Source organism: Pirellulales bacterium (assembly GCA_019694455.1).
GTDB lineage: Bacteria > Planctomycetota > Planctomycetia > Pirellulales > JAEUIK01 > JAIBBY01.
Genome location: JAIBBY010000019.1, coordinates 26,678 through 50,504, shown reverse-complemented (window position 1 = coordinate 50,504; position 23,827 = coordinate 26,678). Strand labels below are relative to the sequence as shown.

Annotated in this window: 13 protein-coding genes and 1 pseudogene; 1 reads left to right on the top strand and 13 read right to left on the bottom strand. The window is 62.6% G+C overall.

The annotated features are described in order from the left end of the window. Window positions 1–4: 4 nt before the first annotated feature. From K1X71_09820 to K1X71_09760, 13 genes and pseudogenes are all read right to left on the bottom strand, one after another. On the bottom strand, window positions 5–2,104 hold the full coding sequence (locus tag K1X71_09820) for an elongation factor G (protein ID MBX7073431.1): 2,100 nt from the start codon (window positions 2,102–2,104) through the stop codon (window positions 5–7). Between the two features lie 123 nt (window positions 2,105–2,227). Next, window positions 2,228–2,980 (bottom strand): 1-(5-phosphoribosyl)-5-[(5-phosphoribosylamino)methylideneamino]imidazole-4-carboxamide isomerase, encoded by a 753-nt coding sequence (gene hisA, locus K1X71_09815; GenBank protein ID MBX7073430.1) that lies wholly within the window; start codon window positions 2,978–2,980, stop codon window positions 2,228–2,230. 190 nt (window positions 2,981–3,170) lie between these two features. Further along, window positions 3,171–4,037, bottom strand: coding sequence for a methylenetetrahydrofolate reductase [NAD(P)H] (metF, locus tag K1X71_09810; GenBank protein ID MBX7073429.1), 867 nt, complete (start codon window positions 4,035–4,037; stop codon window positions 3,171–3,173). Window positions 4,038–4,162: 125 nt separating this feature from the next. After that, a complete protein-coding gene (locus K1X71_09805) occupies window positions 4,163–9,304 on the bottom strand; it encodes a hypothetical protein (protein ID MBX7073428.1) in 5,142 nt (1,713 codons plus the stop codon). Window positions 9,305–9,669: 365 nt separating this feature from the next. After that, window positions 9,670–11,037 (bottom strand): hypothetical protein, encoded by a 1,368-nt coding sequence (locus K1X71_09800; protein MBX7073427.1) that lies wholly within the window; start codon window positions 11,035–11,037, stop codon window positions 9,670–9,672. Further along, window positions 11,037–12,218, bottom strand: a complete 1,182-nt coding sequence (locus tag K1X71_09795) for a prepilin-type N-terminal cleavage/methylation domain-containing protein (GenBank protein ID MBX7073426.1) — start codon at window positions 12,216–12,218, stop codon at window positions 11,037–11,039. The genes K1X71_09800 and K1X71_09795 overlap by 1 nt, the downstream gene beginning before the upstream one ends. After that, entirely contained in the window at window positions 12,160–13,251 is a 1,092-nt protein-coding gene (locus K1X71_09790; GenBank protein MBX7073425.1) for a type II secretion system GspH family protein, read from the bottom strand. Before K1X71_09790 ends, K1X71_09795 begins: the two co-directional genes overlap by 59 nt. A 1,022-nt stretch (window positions 13,252–14,273) precedes the next feature. Then, window positions 14,274–14,459 (bottom strand): annotated as a pseudogene (locus tag K1X71_09785) (type II secretion system GspH family protein). A 290-nt stretch (window positions 14,460–14,749) separates the two neighbouring features. Then, window positions 14,750–16,081 carry a type II secretion system F family protein gene (locus K1X71_09780; GenBank protein MBX7073424.1) on the bottom strand — a complete coding sequence of 444 codons (1,332 nt, stop codon included), beginning with the start codon at window positions 16,079–16,081 and terminating at the stop codon, window positions 14,750–14,752. Window positions 16,082–16,176: 95 nt separating this feature from the next. After that, window positions 16,177–17,895 carry a Flp pilus assembly complex ATPase component TadA gene (tadA, locus tag K1X71_09775; GenBank protein MBX7073423.1) on the bottom strand — a complete coding sequence of 573 codons (1,719 nt, stop codon included), beginning with the start codon at window positions 17,893–17,895 and terminating at the stop codon, window positions 16,177–16,179. Between the two features lie 57 nt (window positions 17,896–17,952). Next, window positions 17,953–19,092: a type IV pilus twitching motility protein PilT gene (locus K1X71_09770; protein ID MBX7073422.1), complete on the bottom strand. Its 1,140-nt coding sequence runs from the start codon at window positions 19,090–19,092 to the stop codon at window positions 17,953–17,955. A 50-nt stretch (window positions 19,093–19,142) separates the two neighbouring features. Continuing rightward, entirely contained in the window at window positions 19,143–20,849 is a 1,707-nt protein-coding gene (locus K1X71_09765; GenBank protein ID MBX7073421.1) for a GspE/PulE family protein, read from the bottom strand. 591 nt (window positions 20,850–21,440) lie between these two features. Then, window positions 21,441–22,427: a hypothetical protein gene (locus K1X71_09760; protein ID MBX7073420.1), complete on the bottom strand. Its 987-nt coding sequence runs from the start codon at window positions 22,425–22,427 to the stop codon at window positions 21,441–21,443. A 341-nt stretch (window positions 22,428–22,768) separates the two neighbouring features. On the opposite strand from K1X71_09760, the gene K1X71_09755 reads away from it, so the two are divergent. Then, window positions 22,769–23,815, top strand: coding sequence for a hypothetical protein (locus tag K1X71_09755; GenBank protein MBX7073419.1), 1,047 nt, complete (start codon window positions 22,769–22,771; stop codon window positions 23,813–23,815). Window positions 23,816–23,827 lie beyond the last annotated feature (12 nt).

Below are 23,827 nucleotides of genomic sequence, written 5' to 3'. Positions count from 1 at the left end.
GCGCCTATTCGTCTTCCTCTTCTTTGATCTGCGCCTTCTCGATGATTTCCTTTTGCACGTTGCCGGGCACCACGTCGTAGTGGCTAAACTCCATATTGAAGCTTCCTTGTCCCCCCGTCATGCTCGACAGCGTGCGGGCGTAGGTCGTCACTTCCGACAGCGGCACCTCGACGGTGACGGTCTGAAAGTCGCCGCCCGCCGATTCCAGACCTTGCACGCGGCCGCGGCGTCCCGACATGTCGCTGTTCACGTCCCCCACCTTCTCGCTGGGGACGGTGACATGCAACTTGACGACTGGCTCCAACAGCGCCGGCCGCGCCTGCTGAAACACGTTGCGAAACGCCATCGATCCCGCCGTCTTGAAGGCCGCTTCCGAGCTGTCGACCGGGTGGTGCTTGCCGAAAAAGACCTCCACCGCCACATTCTGAATGCGATGCCCGGCGATAACCCCCCGCTCCAAGCGCTCTTTGAAGCCCTTCTCCACGGCGGGCAAAAAGTTGTTCGGAATGCTGCCGCCGACGATCGAATCGATCCATAAAAAGTTGTACTGCGGATCGAAGTGGTGCGTCCGCATCGAAGGGAACTTGTCCTTGGTGATGAACTCCTCCGGCTTGACATTGGCGGGGAACGGATAGATGCGAATATGCACCTCGCCAAACTGGCCGCGCCCGCCCGTCTGCTTCTTGTGCCGGTAGCTCCCTTCGGCATCGGTCTGCACCGTTTCGCGATAAGGGATCTTCGGCTCCTTGGTTTCGATGTCGACCTTGTCGCGGCGCTTGAGTTTTTCCTGCACCACATGCAGGTGCAACTCGCTCATGCCGGTCATCACCAGTTCTTTGGTCTGCGAGTCGCGGTCCAGATGCAGCGTGGGGTCTTCCTCGACGATCTTGTGCAGCGCGCCAGACAATTTGGCCTCGTCGTTGCGGCTCTTGGGGCTCACCGCCAGACCGGCCATCGGAGTGGGAAACGCCAACGGCGGCATGACCAGATCGCCCAGCGTTACGCCGGTGTGCAGGTCTTCCGCCTTGGCGATGGCGATGATCGACCCCGGCCCGGCGGCGTCGATCGGATGCGTTTCGTTGGCCTGCACTTCCAAAAGTTGGCTGATCTTGATCCCTTTACGCGCCCCAGAGGCATGCACTGTGCTGTCTTTGTGCAGCGTGCCCGAGAACACCCGCAGATAACTGAGCTTTTGCACAAAGGGGTCGATGCGAGTCTTGAACACCTGCGCCACCAGCGGCCCGTTGGGATCGGGATCGATGTCGATCTCCGCGCCATCGGCGCCAATCGCCTTGCGATGAATGTCGCCCGACGGCAGCGCGCACAGCGCCAGCGCGTCGAGAAACTCCGGCACGCCCACATCGGTCTTGGCCGAGGCGCAGACGATCGGGATCAACGTGCCGGCCATCAGCGATTCGTCGACCAGGCGCACCAGTTCGTCGCCGGTCGGCTCCTCTCCGTCGAAGTATTTTTGCGTCGCTTCTTCATCGACTTCAACAATAGCCTCGATCAGCGAGTCGTGTACTTCGGCCGGGTCGATCAGCGCGCCGGCTGTGCTGCCGCTGGGCTTTAAGATGCTGGCCACCCCCTTGAAGTCGGCGCCGCTCCCCAGCGGCACATTGAGCAGCACGCACGCCTTGCCGAAGGTCTCGCGAATATTGCTGACCAGTCGCGGGAAGTCGATGTTGTCGGTGTCCATCTTGTTGATCAGGATCATCCGGCCCAGCCCCAGCTTGCCCGCCTCCTGAAACACCCGCCGCGTGTTCACTTCAATGCCCGAGTGGGCGTTGATCACGATCACGGCGGTGTCGACGGCGTGCAAGGCGCCAATCGTCTGCCCGATGAAGTCGGGATAACCCGGCGTGTCGAGCACGTTGAAGTGCAGGCCGTCGCGCTCGAAGTGGGCGACCTTGGCCTCGATGGTGTACTTGTGCGCCTTCTCCACCTCGTCGAAGTCGCAAATGCTGGTGTTGTCGTCCACGCTGCCTGTGCGGTTGACGGCGCCGGCCTTGTGCAGCAGATGATCGATCAGCGTGGTCTTGCCGCTGGAGCCGTGGCCGCAAAGGGCAATGTTGCGGATTTTGTCGACCGAATGCTTCGCCATGCAACGATTCCTTTTCCACCAGAGGAAACCGATCGTCGAGATGCGCGTGTCAGAAGGTCATGTCTGGGACGATCGGTGTTTGAGTTGAATTGAAAAAATTGCCAGCCGCGTTCATGGGTTCGCTCATCCTTGGCGCGGTGATACAGGGTCGCTCGGCGTCGCGCCGCGCGCGGCCGCCAAGGCGTCGGGCAGTGATATGGCGCCTTCGTACAGCGCGCGACCAATGATCGCGCCGGCCAACTTCAGTTCAGCCAGCCGCGCCACTTGCTCGGCAGTGGTCACGCCGCCAGAGGCCACAATCGGCAATCGGGTTGCGGCCTGCATCTCGGCCAGCGCGTCGAAGTTGGGGCCCGACAACATGCCGTCGGTGGCAATGTCGGTGAAGACGATCGCCGCCAGCGGCAAGTCTTTGAGTCGCCGCGCCAAATCGGTCGCGCGCACGCCGCTCGTCTCCAGCCAGCCATCGGTGGCCACCATTCCGTCCCGCGCGTCGATGCCCAGCACGATGCGGCCCGGGAACAGGCGGCACATGTCTCTCAGCCAGTTAGGCTCTTTGATCGCCTTGGTGCCGATCACGCAGCGGTTGATGCCCAGTTCGACCAATTGGCGAATCGCCGCCTCATCGCGAATGCCGCCGCCGAGTTCGATCGGAATGTCGACCGCCGCGCGAATCGCGCGGATCGAATCAAGATTCTTGGGTCGGCCCTCGCGGGCACCGTCGAGATCGACCAGATGCAGATGCTCGCCCCCTTGCGCGACAAACTGCCGCGCCATCCACGCGGGGTCTTCGCCAAAGACCGTCTCGCGGTCGTAGTCTCCCTGCACCAGGCGCACGCACTTGCCGCCGCGCAGGTCGATCGCCGGCCAAATCTGCATTGCGTTGGCGTCCTCCCCGACCCAATCCAGGGCGGGCGTTTATTGCGTGTCGCCTATCGGCCGAACTTGGCGGACGGCCGCGCGGCGCTGGTTTCGTGATCGGAACTCAGCGAATATCGCACAGAAAAAAACAGGACGCAAGTTTGCCAAAAAAGGCCGAAAGATCAAAATAAGGGTCGGCGTATCCCCATCACCCGCGCACCGCGCTCAGCACCCGGGCGGCGGCCTGCGACTTGTTAAGCACATAAAAGTGGATGCCCGGCACACCGCCGTCGATCAGTTCCTGCGCCTGGCGCGTGGCCTGGGCCACGCCGATCTCGAACTGCGCCTCGGCGTCGTCGCCGGCCCCTTCCAACGCCTGCAAAAAGCTGGCCGGCAACCGCGCGCCGCACAGCGAGGTGATCCGCCGCACTTGCGCCAAGTTGGTCACCGGCAACAGGCCCGGCACAATCGGCGCGGTCACGCCGCGCTCGTGGCACAGCGCGCGAAAGCGAAAGAAGTCGGCGTTGTCGTAAAAAAGCTGCGTCAGCACCACGTCGGCGCCGGCGGCGACTTTGCGCTGTAGATTGTCGAGATCGACCTCCAGGCTCGGCGCCTCGACATGCTTCTCCGGATAGCCCGCCACGGCGATGCCAAACTCCGGAAACTCGCCGCGGATCAAAGCCACCAGTTCATTGGCGTAGCAAAATCCCCCCTCAATGGGGCGAAACGCCGTCTCGCCGCGCGGGGGGTCGCCCCGCAGCGCCACGATGTTTTCCACCCCCTGCTCGCGCGCATCGCGCAGATAGCCGCGCAGTTGCTCCACCGTCGATCCAACGCAGGTCAGATGCGCGGCGGTCGCCACGCCAAACTCGCGCCGCACCCGTTCGACGATCGACAAGGTCTTGTCGCGAGTCGAGCCCCCCGCCCCGTAGGTGCAGGTGATGAAGTCGGGCGAGTACCGCGCCAATTCCGCGACATGGCGAAACAGGTCGGTTTCTCCCTCGGGAGTCTTGGGCGGAAACAGCTCGAACGAGATCACGAGCTTGCCGGGTGCGTAGGCAGCGGAGACGCGCATCAGTGGCCCAGATCGAATAGCGAAAAGCGAACAAACGTCCGCCAATTATAGACGCCCGCCGCGCCCCGCCCCAGGGGACGGCTGGAAGACAGACTCGGCGTCGTTCTATCGCGCGAACGCCCAGGCTACTCGATGTAGCGCTCCAGCAGCACGCACTCCTCGACGTTCAGGTCTTCGCCGCGCAAAAAGCCGACCGGAATCGTCCGATCAATCAAGAAGAACGCCCGATGGCGCTTGATCTCTCCCGTATCGGCGCCGAGCTCGCGGCCCAACTGCCAGCCGTCTGGGCAAAAACCGGGATCGGCCGCATTGGGCTGCACGCGGTTTACCTCAAAGTAGCCCACCGTCACCCACACCGCGTACACGTTCGAGCGCGTGGTGACCAGGTTCCCCAGCTTGGTCAAAAGCTGGTAGTGGAACATCGAGTTGCGGCTGGTGTTGGTGGCCGCCGCCGGCGGCAGCGCTGTGGTGCCCGGCGTCAGGTCGTTGCTGATGGCGAACAGCGGCCGTCCGGTCCCTTCCGGACGCGAACGCAATAGGGTCGATTCAATGCCAGCGCGCGGGTTGCCCAGCATGTCTTGCCGCAGCGGTTCGGTTGGCACCAACACGTTGCCCGACGAGCCACGGAACGGATTGGCGATCAGCGTCGCCACGGTATTCGGCCAGTTTTGGGTACCGATGAACGGCATCGGCGCCGATTCGTGCACCAGGCTCGACGCGCCCTGATTCGGTTGCCAACCGCGGCGGCTCTGCGCCACCAATTGCCAAAGCTGGTCCGAGTTCGCCGGGTCGCCCGTGGCGGCCGCCTGCACCTCATAGTTGTTGGTCAGCGCCTTCCACGTCAAACCATCGTCACAGATGGTGTTGATGTTGATCTTGCCCGGCTCCCGATAGCGCGAAATCTTATTGAACGGCGGGTTCCAAGCATTGACGCTGCTAGCGAACTGTTGCGCGTTCAAATAGGTGTCGGTCCCCGCATAGCGGCTCGGCACATGCAGATAATCGAACGCCCGATAAATATGCGGGCCCATCGGCGGCCCAGTGCCCGTGGGCACGCTTGTCAAGAGCCACGGAATCTGATGCCGGAACACAACGTCTTTCACGCGCAGCGGATCGGCCGTGCTCATGTTCGGCAGCGGCAGCTTGGCCGTGGCAGTCGACTTGTAGTGGTTTGGCGCCACGCCGGATTGCAGCCAGTGCGCCTGTAGCAAACGCGACGACGAGTACGCCGGCGCCTGCAACAACTCCATCACGCTGATGTAAGGCCGATTGGGCCAGTTCAGCAGCGGAAATGGAGTCAACTCGGCCAGTCCGACATATCCCCCGCCGTAGTCCGACGACCCCAGTCGCCGCTGGCTGGTGGTGACCGTGGGGGGCTTTTGATAGCTTTCGTTGAGAAAGCCAAGAGTGTGATTCGTGGCGCTGGTGCGAGCGACCACGGTCGGGTTGCCGATCGCCGGTGTGCCGCCGGTCGTGATCGTCGATTGCCGGCTCGATTGCGACCACAGGTTGAACAGGAAATCCGTGGCGCCATTCTCTTCAATGGGCTGACCAGTGCGCTCACGACTGTTGAAGTTCTGCACGCCGTTGGCCACCGGATCGCTGGTGGTCGTCTCGTTCCCCGGCTTGCTGTTGAACACCGTCAGGTCGATCGGCAGCGAGTCGATGGTGAGATACGGATTGGTGTCGACGTTCCACGGCCGTGTGGGGTCGGCCAGCCGCTGCAAATGCACATGCCGATACGCCGGCAGCGTGGCGTTCACCCACAGCGTGCGCGGATTCGACAGGTCGGCGCGGATCTTGTCCTTCGGCGTGTCGTACACCGTCCCCGGCGCCATGGTGTAGCCGTTGTACGGCTCCGAGATGCTGAAACGCGTGTTGTTGCCGGTTCCCCCCGGCGGCACCGGCACCGCCAGCGCCGACTTCACCGTGGGATTCATCGTCGCGATGGTGTTGTACGGCAAGATCGCCGTCCCCGTGCTGTCGTGCACCGTGAAGGGCTGCGTCATGTTCACCGCCGGCATGACCGCCTTGCGGTCGGTCGACGAGCTACCCAGTTCGGTCGTGCCGGGCGGCCCCACCACCGCATAACCACCGGGCAGCACCGGCGCGGTCACGTTGGCGTAATACTTCACCAGATTGGGGTTGGCGATGCTGCTGTCGCTCGGCGCGCCGGCCAGGGCGGTGAAGTAAACCACTCCCTCGGCCTTGGTGTTGGTGAACGTGCCGCCAATGTCGATCTTGTCTGGCGCCTCGTCGGTCTGCGTGATGAGCATTCGCCAAACCGCGGAGCCCCCCGTCGCGCCGCTGAGCTTACCCAGCGGAACACCCTGAGCGGGGTTGGGCGGCGTCGTCGGCGAGCCAGAGGGCGCCAGAAAGGCGGGCGAGGCCGGCGTCGCCACCGACCACGGATTGTAAACCTCGACAAACAACGACCCCTGCGGCGACTCCTTCTGATCGAAGTCGTCGTCGGGCGGCGGGGACATAGTGGGACCGGTCGTTTTCTGCGGTCCGTCGGTGTCCTGGTTGGTGTCTTCGGCGCGGCGATCGTGCAGCGCCAAGGTCTCGGTCAGCAAAAGCTCCGGCCGCTCGCAACCCCACACCACGCCGCGGCGAACGGCGGCGACTTCGTTGGGCATCAGGTCGCCATTCACGTCCCACGGGTCGCCGTCGCTGTTCTCATCCGTGAACGGCGCCGCGTCGAACTCGAAGCCGGTCATGATCGAATCGCTGTCGCGGAAGTCGGTCACGTTCACCGCCCACTGCGCCACCTGCGTCGCCAGTCGCATCCGCTTGGCGGGGTTGCTCGCCGGATACTCCCGATCGACAAACTGCTGGTCCATCAGCATCATCACCAACATGTACAGGCTGCGGGCGTATTGCTCCCGGTCGAGGGTCGTGCCGCCCAGGGAAGTGTTGTGTTTGAATTGCACTGTGCTTCCGTAGTACTGCGGCCAGGCGTACTCAGTGGCTTCGTCGGGCTCGTCCACCAGCCAATCGCCGTCGTTGTCGATGCCGTCGCCAAACGGGCGGTTAATGTCGAACTGGAGCCCCCGCGACAACTCGCCCCCCAGATGGTTCAACACGATCGCGCGGTTCACGCTCGTCGGCGTGATCGTCGCGATCCGGTCGAGCAGGGTGGCGCTCGCCGGCGCGGCGCTGGCGTACAAGGTTTGATTCAAATACGCCCCTGGGGCCAGCACATCGGCCGAAGGGCCGAGCGACGGAATCGGCAAGTCCCAGCTTTCGGTTGTCACCAATCGGCGGCGATACTCGGCGTTGCCCGGCAGGTCGCTCCCCATCGACGATCGGCCCGTGAACATGAATGGCGCCAGGCGCAGCAATCGGTCGGGCAGGCTCGGCGCGTCGAGATCGTTGTAGCGCAAAATCCGCTCCAGCTCGGTCGGCTGAAACGGCGCGTCGATGGTGTACGGAATCTTGCTGTTCGGCAGGCCGGTGCGTGGGGCGTTTCGCGACAGGTCCAGGTCGTAAGCGCTATTGCGCGTCTCCCAGCGCTCGCCCATGCCGTGCATGCCGGTCGATTCGTTCTGCGCGAAATTCGGGAACACCAGATTGCCCGACGGATCGACCGCCAGCACGCCGTCGCCGTCCAGGTCAGACCGTGTGCCGTAGTTCGATGGCGTGCCGATCTTGGAGTTGTACGCGGCAAAGTCGGACATCTTCCACCACGCAGACATATCCATGGTCGGATCGATGCCGTTGGCGCCCTCGTCGGTGCGCCCCGCCGCCGGCGCCTCGCTCAGCGGCACGTCAAGTTCGCCGTAGCGCCCCAGTAGCAGTTCGTTGGTCAGCGATGGGAGAGCCGTTGGCAGGCCAAAGGTCACGCTAATCACCGAGTCGGTGAACACGCCCCCCGTCTTGACGCCGAACAGCAGGTTGTCGAACTCGTCAAATGAAACCGTGTTGTTAGTCGTTTGGTTGAAGAAGATGCCCAGGTTGACCTCGGCGGGACCATACCCCTGGCCGACCGGCAACTTGGCGACAGTCCCCCCCGCCGAGTCGCTGCCGGCGGTCGGGGCTTGCGCCTTGGTCGTGCCGGTGGCGGCGACGCCGGCCCCCGCTTCCACGCTGGTTGGCATCACCAATTGGTTGGCGTTGCCGTGCGCGTTGAGGTTCAGGCGGCCATCCAGGTCTTCGCACAAGATGGCGAACAGCGGCTTGTAGGTGCGGCCATCGGGTGTGGTCTGCACCGGCAGGCCCAGATCGACCCAGACGCTGTCGGGCTTGCCGTCGTTGTCGTTGTCGATGTCCCACGGCCCCGTCACGGGATGGAAGCTGGGATTGCTGCCACTGAAGTTCGGATGATCGGCGCCAACGAATCCGCCCACGGGCCGCAGCATGACGCTGCGCAGCGGAATCGTCGCCGCGGCCGTGTTCCAATTGGTCCAGGGAATCGGTGTGTTCTGATTGGCCAGCACAAAGCTCACCAGGTCGGGCCGGTGCAGCGACGGCAATACCACCTGGCTGGGATAGTAAGGGCTGCTGGTGTTGCTGGTGATGGCCCGCAGCGCCAAGAGCAGGTTTTGATAGTCGGCCGCGTCATAATCTTCATCGGCTCCGCCCAGGCCAGCCGGATCGGGATAGCCCGGCATGGAGGGAATAAACGTCTGATGATTGGGCGCGAAGGCCTGCACGCCAGTCACCGCGTTCGGAAAATTCAACAGCGGCAGCGCGGGGTTGTTCTGATACGTTTGCAGGTTGAAGCCAAAGCCCGTCCCGTTGAACGGCGCCCCGTTGACGACGAAGCGGTTGCCTTGGAGCGGGCGCCCCTGCTTGAACGGCATCACCCAAAACACGCCGGTCCCGCTCGCATAGGTGTAATCCACGATCCGCACGCTCTCGCCGGCGCACGGCCCCTCGATCATCGTCAGCACGCGCCCGGTGTAGTAACTGGCCACCTGACTCAGCAGGGGCGCGGGGGCCCATTGCAGCGTTGGAAACGTCACATCGCTGGCCAGCGTCCCCAAAGGAATGAATTGCTTATTGAACTGATCCGCTGGCAGCGTGGACGGATCGACCATCTTGCCCACCAGTCCGTCGCTGCCGTACATGTCTTCCAGCAGGCTGTGCGCGCGCAAGGTGGAGGCGGCGTTGTTCGTGCCGCGCAGCACCTGCAACAAAGCGGTCTTGGTAAGCTGCTCGGGCGAGTCCCCGGTGCGTTCGATCTGCGCGTGAATCGCCGCGCCCCGCTTGTGCGTACGTGCGACGACCACAAACGTGACCGTGACCAGCGAAAAAAGCGCCAAAAGCCCCAGGATAAACAGCAGTATGATGCCCCGCCGCTTAGTCCCCCGTGCACCATTGCGGATCGTAGCAGTGGCCGCGGCGAGACTGGTGTATTTCGGCCTTCGCCCCGCTTGCGGGGAGAAGGTGGCCGCAGGCCGGATGAGGGGGACTTGCTCAGCTGCTCCACTGATCCACTGCTCGCCAGCTTCGAACCGTGTGCTGCTGGCCCCGGTAGCGCGGGCCGCAGGCCGGATGAGGGGGTAGCCCGGCTTGGAGCCGTTATTCTCGAGTTGTCGATTCAATTCGTTCGCCGCCATCTCACTCACTCCGCCGCAGAGCCCCTGCGGTTGCCCCGTTTCCTGTATTGTGAACTTGGCCGGACCCATCACTGAGCCCAGCTATCGACCTCGATCGTCTTGGTGTAAACCCCCACCACGCCATCGATCACCGTGGCATAGAGCGTCAAGCCGCCTGCCCCGTCGGCGTCTTGATACATCGTCGAGTCGGCCGCCCAGTCGGGGCCGGCGAGCGTCGCTTCGAGGTACCACTCCGGGTTGCCCGAGGCGCTGGCCGGGTTCGTGCCGCTATCGGCATAGCTGGGGTCGCCCCCCGTCGCCACCACGCGATACCAATGATAGACCTCGTGCGGCTGAATCGGCGCCGCCGGCTGCGTCCAGCCGCCCAGCATGATCCATTGTCCTGGCCGCACCTTGGGAAAATCGCTCTTCTCCACGTTGGCCGGGTCGCTGTTCGGATCGCCCGATTTGATCGGCAGTCGCAACAGCACGTCGCCGCCGCCATAGCCGACGCCCCCCGAGATGAAGTCGGCATACAGCACGCGTTCGCTCGGCGGGCCGTCTCCCCGATTGGCGATTGCCGGCAGCGGCGCCAACGGCGAGCGCTTGTAGCACACCGCCACCGACACGCTGAACGCCTTGGGCGCCGCGATCGGCGCGGGCGTGACCGGGTAGGGCCACGGCGACGGGACCACCGTCGCCAGCCAGGTGTAGTCGCCGGCCGACTGGATCCGGTCGTCCGAACCCCACACCACGTTGGGCCGCTTCGTCTCGTCGCTGGGTTGCTCAAACACCAGATCATCTTCCGAGCGGAACATCCGCTCCACCGATGGATTGGTCATGGGAATGGTGGCGCCGCTCCAACCCTTCAAAGTCGCGCGTGGCATGCGCGCCGTGGCGGTCACGCCCGCGCCCAACTCGTTGGTTAGTTTGGTCGGGAACAACCAGCCAGTGCCATCGTTCCAAGGCAGCGTACCTGGCATGATCGTCATCGCGCCGCCCGCCGCGCTATTGGCCGGGTACGCGACGAACAAGGGGTCGATGCAAAATGGCTTGGTCAGGTCGGCGCCTGTCACCGCTCCTCCCGAGCCCCAAAGATTCTCAGGCTTGAGCCAGCCACGGACTTTGATCTCGCGAAACGCCGCCCGGCCCACCGCGTTGCCGCGTTCCTGCTTGCTCGCCTCGACCACATAATGCCGCCCGACGGGGATCAGCGCTGCCAGTCCCATCAGCCCGACCGAAGCGACGAAGATCGAGATCAGCACCTCCATCAGCGTGATGCCGCGCGGCGTGCGCCTTTGCAGGCCAGTGGCCGGGCCAGTGTGTTTTTTCGCCTCGCCCCCGCGCAGCAGGGGGAGAGACCGGCCGCAGGCCGGGTGAGGGGGCGTATTTTCCCGTGTGCCACCGGCTTTGCCAGTGCGGGCCGCAGGCCGGATGAGGGGAAGAATACCGCGCATCACCTGCCTCCCAATGCTTGGGCCGATTCGGCGAACACTCGCGACTGCTTGAGCGCGTCGGCCGGCTGAGTCGTCGCGGCGTTGATCGCGCCCACATTGCTCGACGTGATCAGCCCACTCTGCGGTTGGATCGAGATCCAAAAATTCTCCAGGTCTTGCAGGTTCGACATATCGTCGCCTGTCTGACTCGCGGCCCAGGTGTTGTCCAACCGCTCGCGCTTGCCGAGCAACAGGTGAATCGCGCTGCCGACCGAGGCTCGCATGTAGTTGTAGTAAATGTGCGATGCCGTGCCGTCCGGCGCGAACATCACCACCACCGGCGCATTGCCATTGAGACTGGAAAACTCAGAGCCAGTTCCGCCCACGCCCGAATACTCCATGTCGATCACCAGCGACTCCGGCAGTTGCATCGCGGGGTTGGCCGACTTCACCGGCTGGCGGATGATCTGATACGGCAGGGCAATCGGAGCGGCCACCGTCGCCGCCTGGATATGCACGGGGATCACGCCGAGCGACGAAATCGTCCAAGGTTCTGTTGGCGTCGGCGGTTTGAGGTAACGATTGTCGATGGTGTCCGCCGTGCCGCTGGCGATCTGAAAATAGGCCCCCTGATAATTGAACCGTATCAGATCGCCGGGCTTGACCAGCCGCGTCACCCCGTAGTCTGGGCCGGTCACAGTCAGCACGCCCATATTCAGAGTCACGCCGCCGAGCCCAACTATTTGACCGCCGCCGATCAACGCCCGCGACGCAATCGTGTCTCCCGCGTAGGGGGGCGGCACTTCCACCTGCCGCAGCACGATCGACATCTTCGGCTGCTGCCGCGTCGTGCCGCCGTCGTCGGTCACGCTGAACCGCTCGAACATCACCCCCACCGGACGGCCGTTGCGCATTGCCGTGTCGCGGGCCCCGTTCAGATAACTGGTCACCGTGCGCGACGCCTCGCGCAGCCGTCGCGTGTCGAGCGTCGGCAAGATCACTGGCAGCGCGATGCCCGCCAGGATGCCGACGATCAGTATCACCACCAATAGCTCGACCAGCGTGAAGCCGCCGCGCCGACCGGCGCCGCGGTTGCTGCACAAAGCGCCGGTGATCTCGAAATGTGGAAACAACTTCCGCACGTTAACGCCTGATGTCGAGCAAGTGGTTGTGGATGTTGTCCTCTGGTCCGCCGTCGCCATCCTCGGGCTGGAGGGCCGTCACCTGGCCGCGCCAACTCAACTGACTGGCGCCGGGATCGGTGGGAGCGTATGGATCGTTTTGATCCGGCGTCTTGTTCGGCGAGTTCTCGACCGTGGCGATGCGGTATACGCCGTCCGAACCGGCCGAGAAAATCAGCGGATGCATTTCAAACGCCAGCGGGTCGATGCCCGCCGGATCGAATGGATCGTGATTTGCCCGCAAGTCGCGCGCGTCGAACGGATTGGTGGCGGTGGGATTGCCGGGCTGCAAGTCGGAGAGGAAGCCAGGCGCCCAGCGCAGAAACGAGATGGGGCGCCCCCAGCCGTCGATGAATTCCTTGGCGCCGTCGTTGTCAAAGTCTCCCACGTCGCGCGGCGATATCGCCATGTCGGTGGCCGACTCGTCCCCCATGCCCGTGGTCAGGATCAGGTACAAGCACTCGGCGCCTTGATACGCGGGCGTGGGACTGCCGATCTGCGCTAGCCGTCGCTGGTAGGCGTAAAAGAGCGCCGAGTAGGGCACGTTGATCGGCGTGGCGAGCGGTATGCCGATTGTTTGAAACTCGGTCTTCGGCAAGCCCAGCGCGGTTGCCCAATCACTGCGCTCCGTGCGCCCAGTCGACGTGTCGGTGCCGAACGCCTTGTCTTGCGTGGGAGAAAGCGCCGTGATATTGATGTCGCTCCAGCGGTCGGGCAGTTCCATCCGCATCAGTTGCCGCCGCGCCAACAGTTGGCACAGCGCGAACTGGCGTCCGTCGCCGCTGGTCTGGTTCAGGTCGACCGGCAAGCGCCGGGTGCGATAGCTCTCCCAGCGTTCTTGCATGGCGGCGTTCAACTTGGTGATCAGCGAACGCGTGCGCGACAGCCGAGCGGCCTCTTGCGCCTGGTACAACGCGCCCAGCGCCATGCCCGCCAGAATGGCGATGATCGTGATCACGACCAAAAGCTCGATCAGCGTGAAGCCACGCCGACCATCTCGCCGCGCGTAGCCGCCAGACGCAAACAGGAGAGCGAATCGGCCCTCCTGCTGCATCGTGCGGCGTCCGTGTTGTGCGAGCGTGCGATGTGTCATGGAGTGGGCGCCGAATCGGCCAACGTGCCCCCGGCGAAATTGGTCAGGTTGTCCTGGTCATCGACCTGTGCCGATGCGGTCGATGGGAAGAAATCCGCAGCGAACCACCACGGCGTGCCACCAGACAAAACGTCGCTGGCCAACAATTGCTTGTGGTATTTGGTGTCGATGCCAGGGGCGATGATCTGGAATTTTTGCGAGTTCATGAACTTCAGCGGCTGCGTACCGGTCGGCGCCGGATCGGCCGCGTACGGGATGCTGTTGCCCCACAGTGACTCATTGTTGGGGCCTTGAAAGCCCGGCGCGCTGACGCTTAACACACCGGCCGCCTGCGACGGATACGGATAGGCCGGGCCCGATTTATAGATGTTGCTGTCGAAGTAGACATACGGCGGCGTGTTGCCTTCCTGCGTTCCACCCGGCGGCAAGTACTCCCACCAGCCATCGCCGTCATAATCGACCAGTCGCCGCGCATCGAACGGAAAGAACACCTTGCCGCGCTGACCCGGATACGGATCGGCGGCCGAAGCGCCCGTGCCAAAAAAAGGATTGGCCGGGTCCAAGCGAAACGGCGCCAGTTTGGTCTCGGCGTTGGAGTTCGGCAGCCCCCCAAGGAAAAACACGAGCGCCTCCGCCGGATCGAGATTCTCGAGATCAAGCCCGTTTCCGGCATTACCCATGTACTTGGCCGCGTTGTTCGACACGGAGACGAACTTCGTGGCGTCGGAGATGTGCAGTCGCATGTCGTTGTAGTTGGCGATGTAACGTGGAAACGCCTTGGCGATGTGCCGCGTAATGCGCTGCTGCTGCACCTGCGGGACCATGCTCCCCATCGGCGCCGGCGAGAGCTTTTGGTCGCCGACGAAAATGCCGAGGGTGGGCGGGTAGCTGCCCCGTTCGGTGCGGTAGGACTCGATCGCGGATTGAATCTGCTCGATCTCGCTGAGCACCGCCGCGTTCTTAGCCTTCTTCGTGCCGCCGCCCACGGCGAACAAAAGCAGCCCGGCCAAGACGCCGATGATGACGATCACCATCAGCAGTTCGACGAGCGTGAAACCATGTAGGGGCCGGCGGCAGCGGGCACGAGGTGAAGAAGCAAGGCCAGCGGCCCCTGCATCGGAGCCAGCGGCATACAGCGGAGAACGGTAGTTTTCTCGACTTCGTGTCATATCTTGGTGCTTTCTCGCGGGTTCTCGGGCGGCCTGTTCGCGTCTCGCAATGAGACGTGGCGCAAAATCGTACAGCGGCCTCGCGCCGCCTGTTGCGATTGTATACGCAAAACCGAGCGAAAACTGGCTAGGGACAATAAGTTGCAAGTTGTGGGCCAGAGCTGCTAGCAAACGCAATCTGGCTGCTGGTTGATTCGCAGGCGAACGAATTGCTCCGCGCGCCCGAGACCAATTTCCTACGCATCGCCAGCCTGCCGGGGCGGTCGTCGCCAAGCGGAAAAATACCTCTCTTAGCTCAGGTCGCCGATCAGCTTGATGAGCGGCAAGAACAGGGCGATCACGATGAAGCCGACCATGCCGCCGAGCACCACGATCAACAGCGGTTCCAGCAGGCTCACGAGGCTTTCGGTGAGCACCGCCACCTCTTCGTCGTAGGTATCGGCCACTTTATAGAGCATGGTGTCGAGCTCGCCCGTCTCTTCCCCCACGTCGATCATGTTGATCACCAGATCGTCGACGATGCGGTCGTTGAGCCGCAGCATGTACATCAATAGCCCAATCGGCCCCCCCACAAAGGCGAACCAGAAGAAGGCCGACACCGGATGGAAGCCGGGCTTGGAGTTTTCCTTCATCGGCCGGGCAATCGATTCTCCCTCGCGAATCGCGTCGTAAATCTTGCCGTATAGGTTTTCGAACACGGCGTTGCCGCTGGTCTCCTTGGCGATGAACAAGGCCTCCAAGATCGGCACGCCCGACGCCACCAGCGTGCCGAGTGTGCGGCTGGTGCGAGCCATGATGTTCTTTTCGATCAATTGGCCGAACACCGGCACCTTGAGCGTGAACAAGTCCCAGCCGTAGCGGCCATACTCGAACTTGCGCACGAGCTTGACGAACAACCAGATGCCCACGGGAATCAAGGGCAGCAGGAAGAAGTAATTGATGACGATGTCGGACACCCAGATGAGCCACTCGGTCATCGCGGGCAGCTCGCTGTCGAAGTCGTCGAAGATCTGTTTGAACTTCGGCACAATGAACTTCATGATCGCCACCAGAATAACGGTGGCGATCATGACGACGACAACCGGGTAGACCATCGCCCCCTTGACTTTGCGCTTGAGGGCCTGGGCTTTTTCTTGGAACTCGGCCAGGCGGCGCAAGATGACTTCCAAGGCGCCGCCCGCCTCGCCCGCTTTGATCATGTTCACGTACAGGCGGTCGAAGCATTTGGGGCTCTTGGACATCGCCTCCGAGAGCGTGGCGCCCGCCTCGATCTCGTCGCAGACGTCGATCAGCGAGTTTTTCAGCCGGCCCGGCTTCGATTGTCCTTCCAGGATTCTCAGGCTGCGCAAGATCGGCAGACCGGCGTCCTGCAAAATGGAGAGTTGGCGCGTGAACGTGGTGAGCAGCTTGGTGCTCACGCCGCCAATGGCGAAGGTCTTGCCCCCTTTACCTTTCTTTTTCTTTTCGGCGGCCGACTTGCGCGCTTTCTTGACGGACAGCTTCGTGACGAAGTAGCCCATCTGGCGAATTGTCGCCTGCGCTTCTTCCTCGCTGACGGCGTCGATCTCGTCCTTGATCTCGGCGCCGGTGGCGTCCATCGCTTCGAATTGGTACGTCGGCATACGTGCTCTCCTCCGCGATCCTCACGGCTCGCGGCCGGTTTCCCTTCGCCCTGTGCTGCGCTGCTCTGTGGTTGGGGCCGCCGTCGCGGCCGTGGTTACCCGTCTACAATCGTTTCGCGGACGACTTCTTCCAGCGTCGTTTTGCCTTGATACACGTAATCCATGCCGGCGTCGCGCAAGGTCACCATGCCGTAGCGCCGCGCGGCCACGCGCAACTCGTCGCTGGTGCAATTGCGTACGATCATCTCGCGCAGGTCGTTGTTCATCACCATCAACTCGAACAGGCCGATGCGTCCTTTATAACCCGTGTTGTTGCAAACGTCGCAACCTTTGCCGCGAAAGAATTGCCTCCCTGCCACATCGCCGGCGGCCAATTGCAGTTCGGCCAGCATGTCTTGGGTGGGCTTGATCTCCTCTCGGCAGCCGGAGCAGATCTTGCGCACCAGCCGCTGGGCAAGTATCGCCTCCACGGTGGCGGTGATCATAAACGGTTCCACCCCCATGTCGCGCAAGCGCGTGATCGTGCTGGGGGCGTCGTTGGTGTGCAGCGTGCTAAAGACCATGTGACCCGTCAGCGAGGCTTGGACGGCGATCTCGGCCGTCTCCAGGTCGCGAATCTCCCCCACCAGAATAATATCTGGATCTTGCCGCAAAATGGCCCGCAAACAAGCCGCGAAAGTGTTGCCGATCGAGTGGTCGATGGGGCACTGCACGATGCCGTCGATGTCGTACTCGATGGGATCCTCGGTGGTGATGATCTTGTCGTCCACCGAGTTCAGCTCGGACAGGGCCGAATACAGGGTGGTGGTCTTGCCCGACCCAGTGGGGCCGGTCACCAGCACGATGCCGTTGGGGTGTTCGATCACCTCGCGAAACGCTTGTAGCGTGCTGGCGTTCATGCCGACCGCAGCCAGATCGAGGTTGACCACCGAGCGGTCGAGCACCCGCATGACCACGCTCTCGCCGAACATGGTCGGCAGCACGCTCACCCGCAGATCGACCGGGTGGCCGCCCACGTTCAGCTCAATGCGGCCGTCTTGCGGCAACCGGCGTTCGGCGATGTCGAGGTTGGCCATCACCTTGATGCGCGTGGTGATGGCGAAGGCCAGGTGGCGCGGCGGCGGCACCATCTCAAAGAGCACGCCGTCGGCCTTGATGCGAATCTTGAATTCGTCTTCGAATGGCTCAAAGTGCAAGTCGCTGGCATGGTCCTTGATGGCCATCAAGAGCACCATGTTGAGCAGCTTGCGGACCGGTGCGCTGTCGGCCAGCGCCTCGACGCTGGTCAGGTCGATCGGCCCGTCCTTGTCGAGCGCGGCGGCGGCGGCGTTGAGCTCTTTGTCCTCCTCCATGTCGTGGACGATCTTCTCGACGCTCTCTCCCTCGGCGGCGTAGTATCGCTCCAGCGCGCCCTTGACGTCCTTCTCCGTGGCGACCACGGTGCGGATGTCGTAGCCCAGGAAATTGCGCAGCTCGTCGACGACCGACAGCTTTTGCGGATCGCACATGGCGATCGTCAAGGTGTTGTCGCGGAAGGCGACCGGCACAATGCGATAAAGCTGCGCCATCGGCTCGGTGACGTAGTTGAGCACGTCCTGCGGAATGGCCGTGTCCGCCAGGCTGATCACCTTCAGCCCCATCTGCTCGGCCAGCCCCTGCGCCAACTGATCGTCGTTGATCAGCCCCATGCTCTCGGCCACCTTGCCGATCAGTTCGCCGGGGCGGTTTTGCTGCTCCTCCAGCAGCATTTCAAGCTGTTCATCGGTGATGAAGCCCAGATCGACGAGAATCTGGCCAAGCCGTCGCATCGCCATCGAAGTGATCTCAGTAACGAAAGTTGTGCGTGAAAAGTCTGGCGGACCACGCCGCCGTTAATGTCCCTTGGCCGGCGCCTTGCCGTCCCCTTTTTTCTCCTGCAAATCCTGCTCGTCGTCGAACATGCCCCCCTCCGCCTTGGCAATCCGCATCGCCAACTCGTCGGGCTTGTTCGATTTGACCATCACGTCTTCCTTGGCGCAGGTGCCGTTCTTCCAGAGTCTGAACAGCGTGTCGTCCATGAGCTGCATGCCGTACTTGGCGCCCGTTTGAATCGACGACGTGATGCGAAACGTCTTGTTCTCGCGAATCAGGTTGGCGATGCCGGGCGTGACCACCAGCATCTCGTGCGCGGCGACGCGACCGCCGCCGATCTTTGGCAGCAATTGCTGCGACAACACGCCAATGATCGAAGTCGAAAGCTGCACGCGGATCTGTTCTTGCTGCGTAGTGGGGAAGACGTCGATGATGCGGTTCACCGTTCCTTCCGCGCCGGTGGTGTGCAGCGTGCCAAAGACCACGTGCCCCGTTTCGGCCGCGGTGATGGCGGCCTCAATCGTTTCCAGATCGCGCATTTCGCCCACCAGAATCACATCGGGATCCATACGCAGCGCGCGGCGTATCGCTTCTGGAAAGCTTGGCACGTCGACGCCGATCTCGCGTTGGTTCACCGTGGAACGCTGGTGCTTGTGATAGAATTCGATCGGGTCCTCGATCGTGATGATGTGATGGTCGACGCTGTGATTGATGTGATTGATCATGCTGGCCAAGCTGGTGCTCTTGCCCGAGCCGGTTGGCCCCGTCACCAGGAACAAGCCGCGCGGCCGCATGATGAGTTCGGCGCACACCTTCGGCAGGCCAAGCTGCTCAAAGGTCATAAACTCGTTGGGAATCCGCCGTAGCACCAGGCCGACGGTCCCCTTTTGTTTGAAGACCGCCACCCGAAACCGCGCCTGCTCGCCAAACGCGAAGCCAAAGTCGGTCCCTCCCACCTCCTGCAATTCCTGCTGACACCGCTCCGGCGTGATGCTCTTCATCAGCGCCACCGTGTCGTCGGGCTCCAGCGTCTTGGTTTCCAAACGCCGCATCCGCCCATCCAGGCGAATACACGGCGGTTGTCCGCAGGAAATATGCAGATCGCTCGCCTTCTGGTTGATGACGGTCTGCAGCAGCTTGTCGATGAGCAGCGTACCCACGTGTCAGTCCCTTACACGGTAGCGTTGCGAAGTGGTGATTGAGTTCACGATCAGTCGCCCCGCTTGGCGACCCGGAAGACCTCGTCGAGCGTGGTCAGCCCCTTGAGGACCTTGATGATGCCGTCTTGATACAACCCCCGCATGCCTTGCGCCACGGCGGCCTTGCGAATCTCTTGTGTCGACGCGCGCTGGAATGAGAGCTCGCGGACCTTTGAGTTCATCATCATCAACTCATAGATGCCCATGCGGCCGCGATATCCGCTCTTTTGGCAGTTGCCGCACCCTTTTCCGCGCATGAAGTTGCCTTTGGCGGCCAGTTCGGGCGGAATGCCCGCGGCCTCGAGCTGCGCGTCGCTGGGAGTAAATGGCTGTTTGCATTTGGTGCAGATCACGCGCACCAGTCGCTGCGCCACGATGGCGATGACGCTGGACGCCACCAGGTACGGAGGCACGCCCATGTCGATCAATCGGGTGACAGCGCCCGGCGCGTCGTTGGTATGCAGTGTGCTGAACACCAAGTGGCCCGTGAGCGAGGCCTGAATGCCCATCTCGGCCGTTTCTTGATCGCGCATCTCGCCCACCAGAATCACATTGGGCGCCTGCCGCAACATCGAGCGAATAATGCGGGCAAAGTCGAGCCCGATGTTGTGCTTCACCTCCACCTGGTTGATGCCCGGCAGGTAGTACTCCACGGGGTCTTCGGCGGTGATGATCTTGCGATCGGGCCGATTCAAGTCGTTCAGGCCGGCGTACAGCGTGGTCGTCTTGCCCGAACCGGTGGGACCGGTCACCAAGATGATGCCATTGGGACGGCGAATCAGTCCCTGGAAGGTGCGGAAGACGTCTTCCGCCATGCCGAGTTGTTTGAGGCTGACCTTGATGCTGTCCTTGTCCAATAGCCGCATCACCACCGATTGGCCGTGATTGGTCGGCAGCACGCTCACCCGCAGGTCGAGTTCTTTGTTGGCGGTGCTCACCTTGATGCGACCGTCCTGTGGACGGCGGCGCTCGGCGATGTCCATCTTGGCCATGATTTTGAGGCGCGACAGCATGGCGGCGAGCAAGCGGCGCGGTGGGCTGTCGCGTTCGACTAGCACGCCGTCGATGCGGTACCGCACCCGCACCCGGTCTTCGAACGGCTCGATGTGAATGTCCGAGGCGCGGAGTTGCACCGCCTCTTGGATAATCAAATTCACCAACCGCACGATCGGCGCGGCGCTCTCGTCCGAATCGTCGTCGCCAGCGGCCTGAGTTTCCGTCTCGGTGAAGTCGATCGCCGTATCGGTGAACTCCTGCAGCATGGAGTCGGCGCTTTCGCCGTCAGTCTGCCCGTAGTAGCGGTTGATCGCTTCCAGAATGTTCTCGCGCGGGGCGAGCGCGATCTTGACCTCGCGATTCAGTATGAACCGCAGCTTCTCTTGGGTGTCGTAATCCAGCGGATCGCTGACGATCACCTTGATCGCGCCATCCTCCTCCGCCATCGGCAGCACCGCGTTCTCGCGGGCGATTGACTCAGGCACCAGTTCGACCACCGATGGGGGGATCACCACCTCCGACAGGTTCACGAAGTCGAGACCGTGGGACCGCGCCATGGCGCGCATCACTTCGTCGCCGGTGGCGTAGCCGAGACGCACCAGCGCGTCGCCGACGCTGGAACGGCTCGAGCGCGCCATCTGTTCGGCTTCGGCCAGTTGGTCGGCGCTGATAACCTTTTGACGAATGAGGATGTCAGTGAAATTCGTCATGCTGGTGGCCATTGCGCGCGTCTCAATTCAACGGACAACAACCCAGATAATGCCTGGGAATCAAGAAACTGCGGTTATCGACGAATAGATAAAAACGACAAGCCAACTGTCTAACCGCGTCTTCCAGGTGAGGGCCTCTTCTCTCCCGGTCGGCGAGCGCAAACCTGAACAGCATCATCGCCTACCGCCTGCACTCGCGCAGCCGGTCGAATGAATCCGATTCAAGCTTTCGACAGTTGGGGCGCCGCCAGTCGGGCGCCTGCAAGCGCATAACTCCCGATGGTAGCACAGTTTCTCAGACTACCGCCGCTTGTTGGGGGTGTCAATTCGCCGCGGCGTCACGCGGCCAACCCCCAATGATGGCGGTCCTGTTGGCGCGATTGCGCCGGCCAGAACAGACGGCTTCCCCCTTGTTGGAGGGGGTCAGGGCGGCGAATGGGGGCGTTGGCTGTGAGAGCCGGACGGCGATTCCCGCCATCGCGACTGGCTGCTGTTAAATAAGCGCAAAACCATGGCGATCGCCATGGTTTGCGGAGCGCCAAGAAGATTTGCTGACCGGCCGCCGCAGCGGCCAGTCAGCATGAAGTCAGCCTGGAAGGTCGCTTAGTACGTCGACCGGCGCAGTTGCCGTCCCGCCACGCGCCGCGCCTTGTGTCGCATCTGCCCAGCGATTTCGCGCACCAGGTCAGCGTCTTCATACAATTCGGCCGCTTCCAGTTCAGCGGCGGTGTGCTCCAGACTCGCGCTCGAATAGCGCAGCGCCTCGGTTTGAACCGCCGGCGCCGTGTCTGTGTATTCAACTTCTTCCGTCACCTCTTCGCCTGGCGCCAGTTCTTCCAACTCCACGGGCAACGTCTCGCTCTCGGGCCGATCGGCTTCGCTCAGATTCTCGAGTACTTGAATCAATTGGGCGCGCCGCGCGTTTACTTCGCGCTGCTCGGTCACCGTTTCGTCAACGGTTAGCCCTGGGCAATGAATCCCCTCGCCGCCATGTGCTTGTAGCGAGTCCATCAAGCGCATGATGTCGCGCGCCGCCTGACTCTGCGGCTCGCAGGCCGCTTCCGCCTGACGCGCGGCGCAGGCTTGTGAAGCGCAGCGCGTTTTTCCCGATTCGCACACGGAGTCGCATGGGTGCTGCTTAGTGGCACAGGCGGCGCCTAAACCGTCGGTCTGCGCCGCCTGCTCTGCGTTGGTTTTGCACTCGTGCTTCGTAGCCGCGGCGCACGCGTCGGCTAGTTCGCCAGGGTTCGCATAGGTCGTCTCCGACTCGCAGTCGCACTTAATGGCGGCGGTGCAAGCTCCGGCGTTGCAGTGCTTGGCCGAGAGCGCGGTGCAGCCGCTTGCCACGGATTGAGCGCAATGGATCGCGGCTGCCGACTCGCAAGCAGTTTCCCCTTGCTCGCAGGCCGTCGCTTCACAGTCGCTTTGCCGCGGACAATCAAGCACGATCTTGCCGCACAGACCGGCATCGCTGTTTAGTCCCTGTGCGCAGGCCTGCGCTCGCTGCTGGCGCACTCGTGTGCAGCCACCTGCTGTGGGGTCGAATCCCAGCGAAGGCGTGCCCCACGATAGAGCGATCGCCAAACACATCGCAACAATACTCGTGCGCGCCAGCGTGATCATCCTTGATCTCACTTTCTTTGTCGGAAGGACTTGCCCGGTGGAGCCGGACGATTGAAGGGGCGGGGAGTATAGCGATCACCGCGGCCGCTGATCCAGAGCGAGATTTTTATCGCAAATTCGCGGCTTCTTTCGCAGGTTGCCCAGTTTCGCGCGCCGCGGCGCGCTTCGCATTGACACCGCTGGCGGCCTGCGACATGATCCCGCCCCAACTGTCGACAGGTCTCTGCCGGGTCCGCTGCGCGCCGTTCGCCGTTTGTGCCTTACGGTTGCGATCAGCAGGGTTCCACAGCAAAGGTCGAATCGCTCACATGCCAGACGGCCGGGCACAACTCGGGCTAGCGCTCGCTGCGCTCTTGATTTGCGCGCCGACAATCTCCGCGCGCGGTCAAGGAACGGTGTTCGACCAGTTGTCGAAAAAGCGGACTTCGCTGGAGGTCAAACCCACTGCCGGCAATCAGGCGCCTGCCCGACCGTCGGCGTCCGCTGCGCCCAAGAAGAAGTCTTCGGTTCCAAAACAGACCTCGCCATCGACTCCGGTCAAGACGCCAAGCAAAAAGGCTGCCGCGCCCAATCCCAAAACGCCAGCGCCGGTTCGGCAAGCGCAGCATCAAGAGGACCTGGCAGATTCACCATATCTCTCTTCGCCCATAGAAGAACTCTCCGCCGAACCCAAGCCGCCGATCGAGTTGCCGGAGGAGGAGTACTTTGGTTCTCCCAACACCTGTACGAGCAAGCATCATGCAAAGGGCAAGCTGTGCCGCTTCGTCGAGACGATCAGCGAACCCATGCAAGGACAAAGCTGGCTCTCGCGACCCCTCAGCATTGGGTTCGAAGCGGGCGGCATCTGGGGAGGCGAACTGCTCGACGATCAAGTCGATTCTTCGAGTGGCAAATTAGTGATGCTCACCCTGGGGTGGGACCACACCAATTGGCACGGCTACGAAGTTCGCTTTGGGTACTCGGTGATCGACACGTTCAATATCCTGCCGCCGCATGATCCGCGAAACACCAAGTTGGGGCTGTTCGACGTGAGCACGCTGCTCTACCCATTGCAAGATGCGCGGTTTCGCCCCTTCTTCCGCTTCGGCCTGGGCCTGCAAACCTATAAGTTCATCACCAACTACGGCAACGAAGTCGACAACATCATCGCGGCGGGCAACATTGGCGTCGGCATGAAGTTCCTCTTCGATCGACATGTTGCGTTCCGCATGGAGTTCATCGACAACATCGGCTTTGGCGATGGCCTGGATATGGGTATGCTGCACGACACCCAGCTCACCTTTGGCGCCGAGTTCCGTTTTGGCGGCATGCACAAAAGCTACTGGCCCTGGCACTCCGGCCGCAGCATCTGGTAGCGCTTCTAGTCG